The following is a 14,808-nucleotide window of genomic DNA, read 5'->3' as shown; positions in this document are numbered from 1 at the left end:
ATTCGCCGAGAGACTTGGTGAGCGGCTTGATGAGCGGCTTGGCGAGAGGCTTGGCGAGCGGCACAGGGGTGATCGCCCCGAGACGCCCGCTGGCGCAGCCGCGCCGGGACGACCGGCCGATGCGATCCCGCGGGGATTCCGGCCCAGGCATTCGAGGGACCGCCGCCCCGGGCCCGACGAGCGGGGGCGGCCGGGCGGCTCCTTCCGCCCCGCTCCTTCTTCTCTCCCCCCGCTCCTCTCCCCTTGCCTCGCCGGCTCGCCGCCCCCACAACGCCGCCATGCTCCGCGTGAACGACCTCACCTACCGGATCGGCGACCGCCTGATCCTCGACCAAGCCGGCTTCGCCCTGCCCGAGCGGGCGCGGGTCGGGATCGTCGGGCGCAACGGCGCCGGCAAGACCACCCTGTTCCGGATCATCCAGGGCGAGATCCCCACGGAGGGCGGCGCGATCGGGCTGCCGAAGGGCACCCGGATCGGCGGCGTCGCGCAGGAGGCGCCGGCCGGCCCCGAGACCCTGCACGAGGTCGTGCTCGCCGCCGATACCGAGCGGACGCGCCTCATGCAGGAGGCCGAGACCGCCGACGGGTTGCGCCGGGCCGAGATCGAGACGCGGCTCGTCGACATCGACGCCCATTCGGCGCCGGCCCGGGCCGCCGCGATCCTGCACGGCCTCGGCTTCGATGCGGAGGCGCAAGGGAGGCCCTGCTCCGACTTCTCCGGCGGCTGGCGGATGCGGGTGGCGCTCGCCGCCGTGCTGTTCTCCGAGCCGGACCTGCTGCTCCTCGACGAGCCGACCAACTACCTCGACATCGAGGGCACGCTCTGGCTCTACGACTATCTCGAGCGCTATCCGCGCACCGCGCTGATCATCAGCCACGACCGCGACCTGCTCGATACCTCCGTCGACCACATCCTCCACCTCGATCGCGGCAAGACCACGCTCTATCGCGGCGGCTACACCTCGTTCGCCCGCCAGCTCGCCGAGAAGCGCATGCTCCAGGCCAAGGCCCGGGTGAAGCAGGAGGCCGAGCGCGCCCATCTCCAGAGCTTCGTCGACCGCTTCAAGGCCAAGGCCACCAAGGCGCGCCAGGCCCAGTCGCGGATGAAACGGCTCGCCAAGATGGAGCCGATCGCCGCCCTCATCGAGGACGACGTGCCGGTGATCCACCTGCCGAGCCCGGAACGCGCCCTCTCGCCGCCCCTCGTCGCGATGGAGCGGGTCCAGGCCGGCTATCCCGACCGCACGGTGCTCACGGGCCTCAACCTGACGCTTGCCCCCGACGACCGGGTGGCGCTGCTGGGGGCCAACGGCAACGGCAAGTCGACCTTCTGCAAGCTCATCGGCGGCCGGCTCGATCCGCTCTCGGGCGAGGTGCGGCGCTGGGGCAAGATGAACGTCGCGTATTTCGCCCAGCACCAGCTCGACGAGTTGCGCCCGGCCGAGAGCGCCTACGCCCATGTCCGCGACCTGATGCCGGACGTGCCGGAGGCGAAGGCGAGAGCGGCCGCCGCCCGCCTCGGATTTCCCGGCCACAAGGCCGACACCCCGGTCTCGCAGCTGTCGGGCGGCGAGAAGGCGCGGCTGCTGATGGGCTTGGCCGCCTTCAACGGCCCCCACCTCCTGATCCTCGACGAGCCGACCAACCACCTCGACATCGAGAGCCGCCAGGCCCTCGTCGAGGCGATCAACGACTACGAGGGCGCGGTGATCCTGGTGAGCCACGACCGCTTCCTGGTCGAGGCCTGCGCCGACCGGCTGTGGCTGGTGCGCAACGGCACCGTGAAGCCCTTCGACGGCGACATGGACGATTACCGCCGCCTGGTGCTCGCCGGCCCGGAGACGGAGACCGCGAAGACCCCGGAATCGACCGGCGGCGCCAAGGCGGTGGAGCGCCGCTCCAATGCCGAGCGCCGGGCGGCTCTGGCGCCGTTGCGCCGCAAGCTCGAGGCGGTGGAGGCGCGGATGGCGAAGCTCTCCGCCGCCATCGCCAAGATCGACGCGGCGCTCGCCGACGGCACCGCCTTCCGCACCGACGCCGCCAAGGCCGGCGAGCTCGCCCGCATGCGCGCCGAGGCCGCCTCGGCGCTCGGGAGCGCCGAGGAGGAGTGGCTGATGGTGAGCGGCGAACTGGAGGCGGACGCGTGACGGACGGCAGCGCGCCCCGGGGCATTGCCGGCTACGCCGCCGAGGCCGAGCGGCTGGTCTCGCAATACGAGAGCATCGCCTTCGCGGAGATCCACGCGGCGATCCTGCCGCTGCTCCCCGCGCCGCCGGCGCACGTCCTCGATGTCGGCGCCGGGACCGGGCGCGATGCGGCGGGCTTCGCCGCCCTCGGCTATCGCGTCACCGCCGTCGAGCCGACGCTCGAGCTGCGCCGGCAGGCGGTGGTGCTGCACCCCTCCCCGCTGATCGACTGGCGGGACGACGGCCTGCCGGACCTCGCCGGTCTCGCCGGACGGAGCGGGACCTTCGACGTCGTGATGCTCACCGCGGTCTGGATGCATCTCGACGCGACCGAGCGCCACCGCGCCATGCCGCGCCTCGCCGCCCTGCTGCGGGCGGGCGGCGTGATGGCGTTGTCGCTGCGCCACGGCCCGGTACCGCCGGGGCGCCGGATGTTCGACGTGTCGGCGGCCGAGACGATCGACCTCGCCGGGGCGCACGGCCTGCGCTGCATCCTGTGCCGGACGGACGAGGATGCCCAGCTCGGCCGTCCCGGCGTGACCTGGGACCGGGTCGCCTTCGTCCGGGAGGGGCTTCACGCGCCCGGGACGATCGCCTAGGGCGGGGACCGATCGTCGTTTCCGGCCCGAGTGTCATGACCACCTCCTCCTACGTCCTCTCCCTCTCCTGCACCAACGTCCCGGGCATCGTCGCCGGCGTGTCGGCCTACCTGTTCGAGGCCGGCTGCAACATCCTCGACGCGCAGCAATTCGACGACGTCGAGACCGGCCGCTTCTTCATGCGCATCGTGTTCAACCCGGTGCAGGGCGCGCCGGGGCGGGACGCGCTGGCGCAGGGCTTCGAGGCGGTGGCCCGGCGCTTCGGCATGGACTGGACCCTGCGCGACCGGGCCGAGCGCCGCCGCGTGATGCTGCTCGTCTCCCGCTTCGACCATTGCCTCAACGACCTCCTCTACCGCTGGCGCATCGGCGAACTGCCGATGGAGGTCTGCGCGGTGGTCTCGAACTACCCGCGGGAGATCTACGGCGCGGCGGATCTCGCCGGCGTGCCGTTCCACCACCTGCCGATCACGCCGGACACCAAGCCCCAGCAGGAGGCCGCCCTGTGGCGCCTCGTCGAGGAGACCGGGGCCGAGCTCGTCGTGCTCGCCCGCTACATGCAGATCCTGTCGGACGACCTCTCGCACAAGCTCTCGGGCCGCTGCATCAACATCCACCACTCGTTCCTGCCCGGCTTCAAGGGCGCGAAGCCCTACCACCAGGCCCACGAGCGCGGCGTGAAGCTGATCGGCGCCACCTCGCACCTCGTCACCGGCGACCTCGACGAGGGGCCGATCATCGAGCAGGACGTCGAGCGCATCTCGCACCGCGACACCCCCGAGGACCTGGTGCGCAAGGGCCGCGACATCGAGCGCCGGGTGCTCGCCCGTGCCGTCCGCTACGTGCTCGAGGACCGGGTGATCGCCAATGGCCGCAAGACGGTGGTCTTTACCGACTAATACCAACGGTCGTTGGAAACGACCTTTGGTTCCGTTCTCGAATTTTCGTCAAGCCTCTGGCATGGCATAGAAAATTCGAGATGACTCAATGGCCCGATGCGTCAGCATCTTGGGCCATTGGTATAAGCAGACTTGCGTTGGCAGGCCAACGCTTCGCCCGCTTAGGTTCTTGTTCTGGCGCAGATTTTTCGCGCCGAACCGGTCACCACGTCGGCGAAATCTGCTTAGGGATCTCGAGCCCCGGATGCTCGGCGGCGAGCCGGGCGACCTTCTCGTCCTCGTAGCGCCCGGCGTCGAAGGCCTCGTCGTCGGGCAGCCGGGCCATGTAGCGCTCGGCCGATTCGGTGAGCAGGATCGCCGGGCGCAGGCGTTCGACGAGGGCCCAGTCGACCTCCGCCGACCAGACGAAATCGACGCGCCGGAAGGTCTCGGCGAGCATGCTGGTGAGCCCCAGAGCCCCGTAGCCCGAATAGGACGAGCCGAAGAGGAGCACCGAGCGCGGATCCGCCGCCGGGTCGGCGTTGCGGAACCGGACCCGGACGCCGGTATGGAGGGCAAGCTCCGGGTGGGCTTCCGCCAGGGCGTAGAGGCGGCCCTCCTCGGCGACCCGGGCGTTCCGGCGGATCGCCCGGATCGTCGAGGTCTCGGCGACCGGCCATTGCAGCTTCTCGCCGAGATCCATCACGCGGGTGACGGCGTGGGCCGGCCGCGTCGCCAGGAGGTCGTCGATCGGCGCCGCGCCGCAGGCCGCGCAGACGGCCCGGTAGGCGACGAAGGTGCCCTCCGCGGTCCAGTGCGTGTCGGTGCGGTAGTACAGCTCCGCCGCGTCGCGCTGCGCCCTGAGCGGCGTCAGGGCATCGACCCAGAGCCGGCGCCCCGTCCCCGAGAGGCGCAGGATCCGCCCCAGCCGGCGCGCCGGCGAGCGCGCCGCCCGGACCGGGCCGGGCTCGGAGAAGCGGTGGTCGTAGACGCTGAGCTTCTCGGGCGAGGACAGGTGCAGGTAGCGGGTGCCGAGCCGCCCGGCCTTCGCGGCCCGCGTCAGCAGCAGCCGGCGCCAGCCCCGCAGCATGCGCCACACCTCCGGCGTGTTGGCGTAGAGATCCGCCGCCCGGTTGGTGCCGACGGTGAGGAACAGCCAGCCGTCCCGACCGATATGGAACATTGCCTCAAGCTTTCTGCCCGGACCGTCGGACTTGTCTCAGAGCGCCGCGTGGTTCGCCTGCGTCCGGCGGCCGACCACCGCGTAGAGCGTGCGCATCCGGCCGGCGAGCGGGCGGCGGTGATAGGCGATCCGCGTCTCGCAAAAGCCGATGACGTGGAGCCAGCGCACGATCGTCCGCGGCGGGATCTGCCACCAGGCCGCGAACGGGTTGCCCTGGCCGCTCCGGGGCAGGAAGGCCAGGGGGGCGTCCGAGCGCCGGTCCGCCAGGCGCTCGCGCCAGAACGGCCCGTGCCGTCCTCCCCCGGGCCAGTGTTCCTCGACGAGCCGCCCGGGATCGAACCACCGCCGGCGCGGCAGCGTGCCGGTGACCAGGGCGGTCTCCTGGACGAGGCGCAGCGTGCCGTGCAGCGCCCGGAACGGGTCGCGGACATGCGCCAGCGCCCCGACCAGAGCGAGGTCGACCGGGCCGATCGCCTCGGGGATGGCGCAGAGGTCGCCCTCGACCCGCTCGGCCCGGGAGCCGAGCGCCGCGTGGCAGAGGCGGTAGGCGCGGGCGATCCGGGCCTGATGCGCGTCGAGCAGCGGCACGAGGTGGGAGGGGGGCGCCCCGTCGCAGAACGGCACCAGGTCCCAGTGCCGGCCCTCGGCCCGGTCGTAGGACACCACCTCGGCGCCCAGGGCCTCCATGGCGAAGCTGGTGAAGCCGCTGAGCGCGCAGGCATCGAGCACCCGCTTGCCGCGGAGCGGCACGTGGCCGAGGAAGGCGGAGAAATCGTCCCGCAGGTCGATCTCGCCGGCCAGGGTCCCGTGCCCCGGGACATCGATCGTGTGCGTGAGGTACAGGTCCTCGGGGAGGCCTGCGGCAGCGGGGTCGTGGTCCGACATGTCCTCGTCAGGCGCCGATGGTGCGCGGGCCGGTATCACGGCGGTCCCGGTGCGGCAACGCGGGGCGCCGGCGCCCGCCCGCCTCGCTGGTATCCTCCGGCCCGGCGCGCTAAGCCGCGGGGATCCCCGACGGCGGTCCTCTCGCCGGCACGACGAACCGGAGTTCCCAAAGGCCATGTCCGACCTCACCCTCGACGCCGCCTCGACCATCGTCACCGCCGCCCTGAAGGCCGGCCGCGAGCTCGGGCTGAAGCCCCTGGCGGTGGTGGTGCTCGATGCCCGCGGCGCCCTCAAGGCGGCGGGCGTGGAGGACGGGACCAGCCTCAAGCGGTCCGAGATCGCCACCGGCAAGGCCAACGGCGCGCTGGCGCTCGGCATCGGCTCGCGGGCCATCGCCAAGCGGGCCGAGGAGCAGGCCTATTTCGTCGCCGCGGTGACCCATGTGGCGGGGCCCGCCGGCCTGATCCCGGTCCCGGGCGGCGTGCTGATCAAGCGCGACGGCCTTCTCGTCGGCGCCGTCGGCATCTCGGGCGACACCTCCGACAACGACGAGAAGGCGGCGCTCGCCGGGATCGCCGCCGCCGGGCTCCAGGCCGAGACCGGCGCCTGAGCCGCCCCGTGCGGCGCCGGCACTTCCTCGCGGGCTTGGGCGCCGCATCCCTGGCGGCGGCCCCCGCCCGGGCCGCCGGCCCGCACGGTCGCCCCCCGGTCTACCGGCGCGGCAACGGCGCCGACCCCGAGACCCTCGACCCGCACAAGACCTCGACGCTGTCCGAGGCGACGATCCTCCTCGACCTCTACGAGGGCCTGAGCACCTACGGCCCCGACGGCAGCCTGATGCCCGGGGCGGCCGCCGGCTGGACCACCTCCGCCGACGGCCTGACCTGGACCTTCAGCTTGCGCCCCGACGGGCGCTGGTCGAACGGCGATCCCGTCGTGGCCGACGACTTCGTGCACGGCTTCCGGCGCATGCTCGATCCGGCGACGGGGGCGAAATACGCCAGCGTGCTGGCGCCGATCCGCAACGCCGAGGCGGTCAATCGCGGGGCGATGCCGGTCGAGGCGGTCGGGGTCTCGGCCCCCGACCCGCTGACGGTGGTGATCCGGCTCGCGCAGCCGACCCCCTACGTCGTCGAGCTGATGACCCACCAGGCGAGCACGCCGGTCCACCGGCCGTCGCTGGCCCGTCACCGCGACGCCTTCACCCGCCCCGGCAACCTGGTGTCGAACGGCGCCTACGTCCTCAAGGATTTCTCCCCCAACGACCGCATCACGGCGGTCCGCAACCCGCATTTCCGGGACGCCGCCGGGATCGCGATCCCCCAGGTCGAGTACATCCCAACGCCGGACCTCGCCGCCGCGGTGCGCCGATTCGCCGCCGGCGAGATCGATTCCCTCGACGACCTGCCCGCCGACCAGGTCAAGGCGCTGAAATCCCGCTTCGGCGACAAGGTGGTGCTCACTCCCGCCCTCGGCGTGCTCGCGCTGATGGTCAACCTGCGCAAGCGCCCCCTCGACGACGTGCGGGTGCGCCGCGCCCTGTCGCTCGCCCTCGACCGCGAGTTCCTGGCCGAGGCGGTGTGGGGCGAAACGATGCTGCCGGCCTATTCCCTCACCCCCGCCGGCCTCGACAACGCGCTGCCGCCGCCCACGATGCCGGGCCGGGACCTCTCGCCGCTCGAGCGCGAGGACGCGGCGGTCGCGCTCCTGCGCGAGGCCGGCTACGGCCCGGGGGGGAAGCCGCTCGCGGTCGAGCTGCGCACCAACATCACCGACAACAACCGGAACACCATGGTGGCGATCGCCGACATGTGGCGGCCGCTCGACGTCGCGACCTCGTTCGCCGCCACCGACGCCAAGACCCATTTCGCCTACCTGCGCGACGGCGGCCCGTTCGACCTCGCCCGGATGAGCTGGATCGCCGATTACGCCGACCCGCAGAACTTCCTGTTCCTGGTCGAGAGCGGCAACGACGGCTTCAATTCGGGCCGCTACGCCAGCCCGGCCTACGATGCCCTGATGCGCGACGCCGCCCGCGAGACCGACCTTCAGGCCCGGGCCCGGATCCTCCACCGGGCGGAAGAGCTCTTCCTCGCCGACCTGCCCTGGATCCCGCTGCTGCATTACCGGCACAAGCACCTGATCGGCCCGCGCCTGCGCGGATTCATGCCCAATCTGCGCGGCGTCTCGCCGACGCGATGGCTGTCGCTCGCATGATCGCTCCCATCCTGCGCCGCCTCGCCCAGGCCGTCCCGACGCTCTTCATCGTCGTCACCCTGTCGTTCTTCCTGGTGCGGCTCGCCCCCGGCGGGCCGTTCGACCTGGAGCGGCCGCTGCCGGCCGCCGCGATGGAGAACCTGCGCCGGGTCTACGGCCTCGACCAGCCGCTCCTGGTCCAGTACGGCCGCTACCTCGCGGCGCTCGCCCGGGGCGATCTCGGGCCGTCCTTCTCGGTGCGCGACCTCTCGGTGGCGGAGCTGTTCGCCCGCGGCCTGCCGGTCTCGATGACGCTGGGGGGCCTCGCGCTCGCCGTCTCGCTCCTCCTCGGCACGGGGCTCGGCGCCGTGGCGGCCCTGCGGCGCGGATCCGCCCTCGATCACGCGGTGACGGTCCTCGGCACCTTCGCGCTCACCGTGCCGGGCTTCGTGGTCGCGCCGCTGCTCCAGATCGCCTTCGGGCTGTCCCTGCGCTGGCTCCCCGTCGGCGGCTGGGACGGGGGCGATCCGAGCCACCTCGTCCTGCCGGTCGTCACACTGGCGCTGCCGCAGGTGGCGGTGATCGCGCGGCTGACCCGGGCCGGCCTCGGCGAGGTGTTCGACCGGCCGCATTGGCGCACCCTGCGGGCCTTGGGGCTCCCGCCCCGGATCCTGGCGCTCCATGCGCTGCGCGGCGCGGCGCTTCCGGTCGTGTCCTATCTCGGGCCGGCGGCGGCGGGGCTGCTCACCGGCTCGGTGGTGGTCGAGACGGTGTTCGGCCTGCCCGGCGTCGGGCGCTACTTCGTCGACGGGGCGATCAACCGCGACTACACGCTGGTGCTCGGCACGGTGGTGCTGATCGCGGTCTTCGTCCTCGTGCTCAACCTCGTCTCCGACCTCCTCTGCGCCCTCGTCGATCCGCGGCTCAGGGACTTCCGGTGAGCCGGTCCGCGGCAAGCCACGCCTTCGCCGAGGCCTCGCTCCTCGCCCGGGCCCGGCGGCGCCTCCTCGGTGACCGTCTCGCGCGGGCGAGCGCGGGCCTGCTCCTCCTCGTGACGCTCGCCTGCCTCGTCGGCCCGTTCCTCACCGGCCACGCCTATGACCGGCTCTATTACGACTATCCCGGCACCCCGCCCTCGCTCGCGCTTTATCCGACGCCGCAGGCCGTGCGCCCGGCCCTCGACCGGATCGCCTTCCGCATGCGGGTGCGGGCCGAGGACGTGAGCGTGACCGGCGACGCGGTCCGCCTGACGCTCGCCGCCGACACACCGGTGGACCCGCGGGTCCTGACCTTCTTCTCCCGCTCCGACATCTTCGGCGAGGCCCGCGAGGTCGCGCGCTCCGAGGGCGGGCGCCGGCTCACCGTCGAGGCGCCGTTGCGCTCCCTGCGCTTCCTCGCCGGCACCGATTCGCTCGGGCGCGACCTCCTCACCCGCACCCTCGTGGCCGGGCGCCTGTCGCTGGCCCTGGGCCTGATGGCGACGGCGGTGGCGCTCGGCATCGGCGTCGCCTACGGGGCGCTCGCCGGGACGCTCGGCGGGCGGATCGACGCGGCGATGATGCGCTTCGTCGACATCCTGTATTCCCTGCCCTTCGTGTTCTTCGTCATCATGCTGGTGGTGTTCTTCGGCCGCTCGGTGGCGCTGATCTTCGTCGCGGTCGGCGCCGTCGAATGGCTCGACATGGCCCGCATCGTCCGGGCGGAGGCGCTGGCCATCCGCCGGCGCGACTACGTCCGGGCGGCGGAGGCTTTGGGTCTCACCACCGCGGCGATCCTGCGCCGGCACGTGGTGCCGAACCTGCTCGGGACCGTCGTCGCCTTCGCGGCCCTGATGGTGCCGCGGGTGATCCTGCTCGAGAGCTTCCTGTCGTTCCTCGGCCTCGGCGTGCAGGAGCCGGCGACGAGCTGGGGCGTGCTGATCGCCGACGGCGCCCGCTCCCTCGAGAGCGCGCCCTGGATGCTGGTCGTGCCGGCCTCGTTCCTGGTCGCCACCCTGCTCGCCCTGACGCTGCTCGGCGAACGCCTGCGCGATGCCCTCGACCCGCGGGAGGGGGCATGAGCCTCCTGTCCCTGCGCGGCCTCACGGTGCGCTATCCGGCCGCCGGGGTGACCGCCCTCGACCGTCTCGACCTCGATCTCGCCCGCGGCGAGACCCTGGCCCTGGTCGGCGAATCGGGCTCGGGCAAGAGCCAGGTGGCGCTCGCCACCTTGGGCCTGCTGCCGCCCGGGGCGCAGGTCTCCGGGTCCGTGCGCTTCGACGCCACCGAGATGACCGGACTGGCGCGCCCCGCCCTCGACCGGATCCGCGGCGCCCGGATCGGCCTGGTGTTCCAGGAGCCGATGACGGCCCTCGACCCGCTCTTCTCCATCGGCCACCAGATCGCCCTGCCGCTCTGCGCCCATCGCGGCATGACCCGGCGCCAGGCGATGGCGCGGGCGCGCGACCTCCTCGGCCTCGTCGGGATCCGCGACGGCGCCGCCCGCCTCTCGGCCTTTCCCCACGAGCTCTCCGGCGGCGAGCGCCAGCGGGTGATGATCGCCATGGCACTGGCCTGCGAGCCGGACCTGCTCATCGCCGACGAGCCGACCACGGCGCTCGACGTCACCGTGCAGGCGCAGATCCTGGCGCTGCTCGCCGACCTCAAGCGGCGTCTGGGGCTCGCGCTCCTGTTCATCACCCACGACCTGCGGCTGGTGCGGCGCATCGCCGACCGGACGGCGGTGCTGAGCGCCGGCCGCCTCGTCGAGACCGGCCCGACCGGGCGGCTGTTTCGCGATCCGGAGGCGCCCGAGACCCGCGACCTGCTGGCCGCCGAGCCCGCCGGGCGAAAGGAGCCGGTGCCGGAGAGCGCCCCCGTGGTGCTGGAGGCCCGGGCTGTGTCCGTCGCCTATCCGGGCCGGCGCCACTGGCTGCGGGCCGGTCCGCCGCGCCTTGCCGTCGCGGGCATCGACCTGGACGTGAAGGCCGGCCAGACGATCGGGATCGTCGGCGAATCGGGCTCGGGCAAGTCGAGCCTCGGCCGGGCCGTGCTGCGCCTCGAACCCGCCGCCCACGGCCTGGTGCGGTTCGAGGACCGCGACCTCACCCGCCTCGACCGCGCCGCGTTGCGGCCCCTGCGCCGGGGCTTCCAGCCGGTGTTCCAGGACCCGATGGGCTCGCTCTCGCCCCGCCTCACCGCCGGCGAGATCGTGGCGGAGGGCCTGCGGGTCCACGCCCCCCACCTGTCCGCGGCGGAGCGCGACGCCCGGGCGGCGGAGGCCTTCGCCGAGGTGCGCCTCGATCCCGCCTGGCGCCACCGCTTCCCCCATGCCTTCTCGGGCGGGCAGCGCCAGCGCATCGCCATCGCCCGCGCGATGATCCTGCGGCCCCGCCTCGTCGTCCTCGACGAGCCGACCTCCGCCCTCGACCGCACGGTGCAGCGCGACATCGTCGCCCTGCTGCGCGATCTGCAAGGCGCGCACGGCCTCGCCTACCTCTTCATCTCCCACGACCTCGCGGTGGTCCGCGCGCTCGCCGATACCGTGCTGGTCCTGCGCGCGGGCCGCGAGGTCGAGCGCGGCCCGACCGATGCGGTGCTGGCGCGCCCGCGCGAGGCCTATACCCGGGCCCTGGTGGCGGCGGCCGATCTGGACGGTGGCCTCCCGGGCAGCCTCGCGCAGGCGTGAGCCCGGGGCTCTTGAAGCCCGGGTGCCGCGGCGCCACTTCGCGCCTTCCGATGGGGCATTTCTGGAGACAAGAGACTGATGCGCCCTGCGCTCGCCCTCACGATGCTCGCGCTCACGGCCTCTCTTCCGGCCGCCGCGCAGCCGGCCCCGAAGGGCCCGAAGGCACCGCCGCCCCCGCCGCCGAAGGAGACGCCGGCGCCCGACCCGACCGCCGCGATGCTGTTTCCCTGCCGCACGCCGGAGGAGACCTGCTACGTCGGCGTGGTCAAGGACGGCAAGGTCACGGTGCTGTTCACCAATGACCGCAAGGCCGACGAGATCGCCGGCAAGCCGATGGCCGTCTCCGGCGAGGGCCTCGACCTCGCCAAGACCGAGAACCGGACCGTGATGCTGGTCGGCAGCTACGATCCGAAGGACGGCCTGACCAAGGCCGAGGTGGTCGACGTGGCGAGCCCGCTGGTCGCCTTCGCGCTCAAATCCACCATCGGCGGCGGCGAGCCCGACGAGAGCGCTGAGGAGCCCCCGCCGCCGCCTCCGGCCCCCCGCAATAAGTAACTGGTGCGCCGCCTTGAACCCTCCCCCTCTGCGGGGGAGGGTGCCCGGCGGAGCCGGGCGGGAGAGGGGGCGGCGCTTCCGGATATGGCGGAGCCGGTCTGACGGGCGCTCCCTGGATCAGCGTTGCGCTGCCCCTCTCGGCGGGACTTCGTCCCGCTGCGCTCACTGCGTTCGCCACCCTCCCCCGCAAAGGGGGAGGGTTCAGGGCGGCGTGCCGAACCACGACATCCCGGTTGATGTACTAAAACATCAGTGCTTCAATGCGGCGTCACAGGCTGCCCGACCGGCGGCCGCGGAGCGGCGAAGCCGCCCGGTGCGGCGGGGAGGATTCGAGGCGGGCGGCACGGTCCCTTCGCGTCGCTCCCCTCGCTCCGGCTTCGCCCCCGACCGGAGAGCCCCGATGTCCTTGAGCCCCGAGACCCGCGCGACGCTGAAGACCGTCAGCATCGCCACCCTGGCCACCGCCCTGTTCAAGCGCGGCCTGCGCAACCAGGTCATCCAGGACGTGCGCCCCCTCAACCCGCAGGCCGGGACGATGGTCGGCGAGGCCTATACCCTGCGCTACATCCCGGCGCGCGAAGACCTGAACACGCTGGCGGCGTTCCGCGATCCGACCCACCCGCAGCGCGTCGCCGTCGACCAGTGCCCGGAGGGTGCGGTGCTGGTGATGGACAGCCGCAAGAACCCGCGCGCGGCCTCCGCCGGCGGGATCCTGGTGACGCGGCTGATGAAGCGGGGCGCGGCGGGCGTCGTCACCGATGGCGGCTTTCGCGATTCGCCCGAGATCGGCGCCCTGCCCTTCCCGGCCTACCACAACCGCCCGTCGGCCCCGACCAACCTGACCCTGCACCAGGCGCTGGACATCAACGTGCCGATCGGCTGCGGCGACGTGGCGGTCTTTCCCGGCGACGTGGTGGTGGGCGATGCCGAGGGGGTGATCGTCATCCCGGCGGAGATCGCCGACGAGGTCGCCGCGGAGGCGGCCGAGATGACGGTGTTCGAGGATTTCGTGCTGGAGCAGGTCCAGAACGGCCGCGGCGTGATCGGCCTCTATCCGCTGATCGACGAGCAGGCCAAGGCCGACTTCGCCGCCTGGCGCGAGAAGACCGGACGCTAGACCGGACGCTGAGGCACCGTCCTCACACCATCATCCCGACGAGCAGCACAGCCATCACCGTGGCGGTGGCCCCCAGGGCCGCGGCCCAGAGGCCGGCCTCGGCGACGCTGCCCGGACGGACGTTGTCGTTCGCCGCCGGCGGCAGCATCCGCGGGTAGCGGCGCCACTTGCGCAGGTGCGACGGCGCCGTCGCGATCATGTGCGGCAGGGGAGCGACGGCGTTGTGGCGGCACGACATGGATTTGCGCTCCAAGGGGGAGGCTCGCGCTGTGGGTGTTTCCTCGACCCCGGGCCGCAACCTTTGCGGAAGGGGTCGATGAGAGAACGCCGCTCCCGGCCCGTCGATCCGTACCCCCCGCAAATTCCGTCGCGTCTTCCTTAAAGGAAGGCTTAGGCCGTTCGGATGATGTCGCCCCGTCCGGGGCCTTAAGCCGCCCGTCAGGTCCGGTCCTCCCGCTCCCGGTCGAGCAGCGCCCGCTTGCGCGCGACGCCCCAGCGATACCCCGAGAGGCTCCCGTCCTGCCGCACCACCCGGTGGCACGGGACCGCCACCGCGATCGGGTTGGCGCCGCAGGCCAGGGCCACCGCCCGGGCGGCTTTCGGCGCGCCGATCGCCTGGGCGATTTCCGCATAGGTCGCGGTCCGCCCCGGCGGGATCGCCCGCAGGGCCTGCCACACCCGCTGCTGGAAGGCGGTGCCGCCGATGTCGAGGGGCAGGGCCGCGCCTTGCCCGGGGGCTTCGACGAGGCCGACGACCTGCGCCACCACCGCCTCGAAGTCGCGGTCGCCCCCGGTCAGCGCCGCCTTGGGAAAGCGGTCCTGGAGGTCGCGCACCAGGGCGTCGGGATCGTCGCCGAGCAGGATCGCGCACACGCCGGTCCCCGTCGCCGCCACCAGGACGTGGCCGAGCGAGCAGGCGCCGACCGCGAAGCGGATCGCCGCGCCCTCCCCGCCGCGCCGGTAGGCCGTCGGCGTCATGCCGAGGCGGGCCGGCGCCGCGGCGTAGAACCGGCTCGCCGCGCCGTAGCCGGCCTCGTAGATCGCCGCCGTGACCGTGCCGGCCTGCCGCAACCCCTCGGCCGCCCGCGCCGCGCGGCGCGCCGCCGCATAGGCCCGCGGCGTCACCCCGGTGACCTGCTTGAACACCCGGTGGAAGTGGCAGGGGCTCATGGACGCCGCCGCCGCGAGGTCGGCGAGCGCCGGCACGGTCTCCGCCGCCTCGATCGCCCGGCAGGCCCGGGCCACCGCCTCGGCCTGACGCTCGACGAGGCTCGCCGCGTTCGGCCGGCAGCGGAGACAGGCCCGGAAGCCCGCCGCCTCCGCATCCGCGCAGGTCGGGTGGAAGCTGACATTCTCCGGCCGGGCCGGCCGGGCGGCGCAGCTCGGGCGGCAGTATACCCCGGTCGTGCGCACCGCGTAGACGAAGCGGCCATCCGCCGCCCGGTCGCGGCGGGCGATGGCTGAAAAGCGCGCGGCGTCGTCGAGGGGCGGGACGGTGCCGATCATCGCGAGGTCGGGATCCGGGTTGCGCATGATCGTGTCT

General features: G+C 73.2%; 14 protein-coding genes. 10 read left to right on the top strand and 4 right to left on the bottom strand.

Translation table 11 applies throughout. The features are described 5' to 3' along the window. Positions 1–278: 278 nt before the first annotated feature. From F1D61_RS11825 to purU, 3 genes are read left to right on the top strand one after another with little or no spacing between them, the layout of a single operon-like run. A complete protein-coding gene (locus tag F1D61_RS11825; RefSeq protein WP_203158043.1) occupies positions 279–2,147 on the top strand; it encodes an ABC-F family ATP-binding cassette domain-containing protein in 1,869 nt (622 codons plus the stop codon). After that, positions 2,144–2,785 carry a class I SAM-dependent methyltransferase gene (locus F1D61_RS11820; protein ID WP_203158042.1) on the top strand — a complete coding sequence of 214 codons (642 nt, stop codon included), beginning with the start codon at positions 2,144–2,146 and terminating at the stop codon, positions 2,783–2,785. The genes F1D61_RS11825 and F1D61_RS11820 overlap by 4 nt, the downstream gene beginning before the upstream one ends. A 35-nt stretch (positions 2,786–2,820) precedes the next feature. Continuing rightward, a complete protein-coding gene (purU, locus tag F1D61_RS11815; protein WP_203158041.1) occupies positions 2,821–3,684 on the top strand; it encodes a formyltetrahydrofolate deformylase in 864 nt (287 codons plus the stop codon). 202 nt (positions 3,685–3,886) lie between these two features. Here purU and F1D61_RS11810 read toward each other — a convergent pair whose 3' ends face one another. Together F1D61_RS11810 and F1D61_RS11805 are read right to left on the bottom strand one after the other, a co-directional pair. Next, positions 3,887–4,846, bottom strand: coding sequence for an alginate O-acetyltransferase AlgX-related protein (locus tag F1D61_RS11810; protein ID WP_203158040.1), 960 nt, complete (start codon positions 4,844–4,846; stop codon positions 3,887–3,889). A 36-nt stretch (positions 4,847–4,882) separates the two neighbouring features. Beyond that, positions 4,883–5,731 carry a hypothetical protein gene (locus F1D61_RS11805; protein WP_203158039.1) on the bottom strand — a complete coding sequence of 283 codons (849 nt, stop codon included), beginning with the start codon at positions 5,729–5,731 and terminating at the stop codon, positions 4,883–4,885. Positions 5,732–5,906: 175 nt separating this feature from the next. On the opposite strand from F1D61_RS11805, the gene F1D61_RS11800 reads away from it, so the two are divergent. From F1D61_RS11800 to F1D61_RS11770, 7 genes are all read left to right on the top strand, one after another. Next, complete coding sequence (locus tag F1D61_RS11800) at positions 5,907–6,341, top strand: GlcG/HbpS family heme-binding protein (RefSeq protein WP_203158038.1); 435 nt, start codon at positions 5,907–5,909, stop codon at positions 6,339–6,341. Positions 6,342–6,349: 8 nt separating this feature from the next. Next, a complete protein-coding gene (locus F1D61_RS11795; RefSeq protein ID WP_203158037.1) occupies positions 6,350–7,948 on the top strand; it encodes a peptide ABC transporter substrate-binding protein in 1,599 nt (532 codons plus the stop codon). After that, positions 7,945–8,868, top strand: coding sequence for an ABC transporter permease (locus F1D61_RS11790; RefSeq protein WP_203158036.1), 924 nt, complete (start codon positions 7,945–7,947; stop codon positions 8,866–8,868). Before F1D61_RS11795 ends, F1D61_RS11790 begins: the two co-directional genes overlap by 4 nt. Then, positions 8,865–9,986 carry an ABC transporter permease gene (locus tag F1D61_RS11785; protein WP_203158035.1) on the top strand — a complete coding sequence of 374 codons (1,122 nt, stop codon included), beginning with the start codon at positions 8,865–8,867 and terminating at the stop codon, positions 9,984–9,986. Before F1D61_RS11790 ends, F1D61_RS11785 begins: the two co-directional genes overlap by 4 nt. Next, positions 9,983–11,593: an ABC transporter ATP-binding protein gene (locus F1D61_RS11780; protein WP_203158034.1), complete on the top strand. Its 1,611-nt coding sequence runs from the start codon at positions 9,983–9,985 to the stop codon at positions 11,591–11,593. The genes F1D61_RS11785 and F1D61_RS11780 overlap by 4 nt, the downstream gene beginning before the upstream one ends. Positions 11,594–11,671: 78 nt before the next feature. Beyond that, the gene (locus F1D61_RS11775; protein ID WP_203158033.1) at positions 11,672–12,148 is read left to right on the top strand and encodes a hypothetical protein; all 477 of its coding nucleotides are present in this window, start codon (positions 11,672–11,674) and stop codon (positions 12,146–12,148) included. Between the two features lie 400 nt (positions 12,149–12,548). Next, the gene (locus tag F1D61_RS11770; protein ID WP_203158032.1) at positions 12,549–13,265 is read left to right on the top strand and encodes a ribonuclease activity regulator RraA; all 717 of its coding nucleotides are present in this window, start codon (positions 12,549–12,551) and stop codon (positions 13,263–13,265) included. Positions 13,266–13,287: 22 nt separating this feature from the next. On the opposite strand, the gene F1D61_RS11765 is transcribed toward F1D61_RS11770, so the two are convergent. Further along, positions 13,288–13,503 carry a hypothetical protein gene (locus F1D61_RS11765; RefSeq protein WP_203158031.1) on the bottom strand — a complete coding sequence of 72 codons (216 nt, stop codon included), beginning with the start codon at positions 13,501–13,503 and terminating at the stop codon, positions 13,288–13,290. 200 nt (positions 13,504–13,703) lie between these two features. Continuing rightward, positions 13,704–14,771, bottom strand: coding sequence for a bifunctional DNA-binding transcriptional regulator/O6-methylguanine-DNA methyltransferase Ada (gene ada, locus F1D61_RS11760; protein WP_432443299.1), 1,068 nt, complete (start codon positions 14,769–14,771; stop codon positions 13,704–13,706). Positions 14,772–14,808: the final 37 nt, after the last annotated feature.

The organism is Methylobacterium aquaticum, assembly GCF_016804325.1.
Lineage (GTDB): Bacteria > Pseudomonadota > Alphaproteobacteria > Rhizobiales > Beijerinckiaceae > Methylobacterium > Methylobacterium aquaticum_C.
The sequence above is the reverse complement of the archived record's forward strand: the minus strand, read 5'-3'. Positions and strand labels throughout refer to the sequence as shown.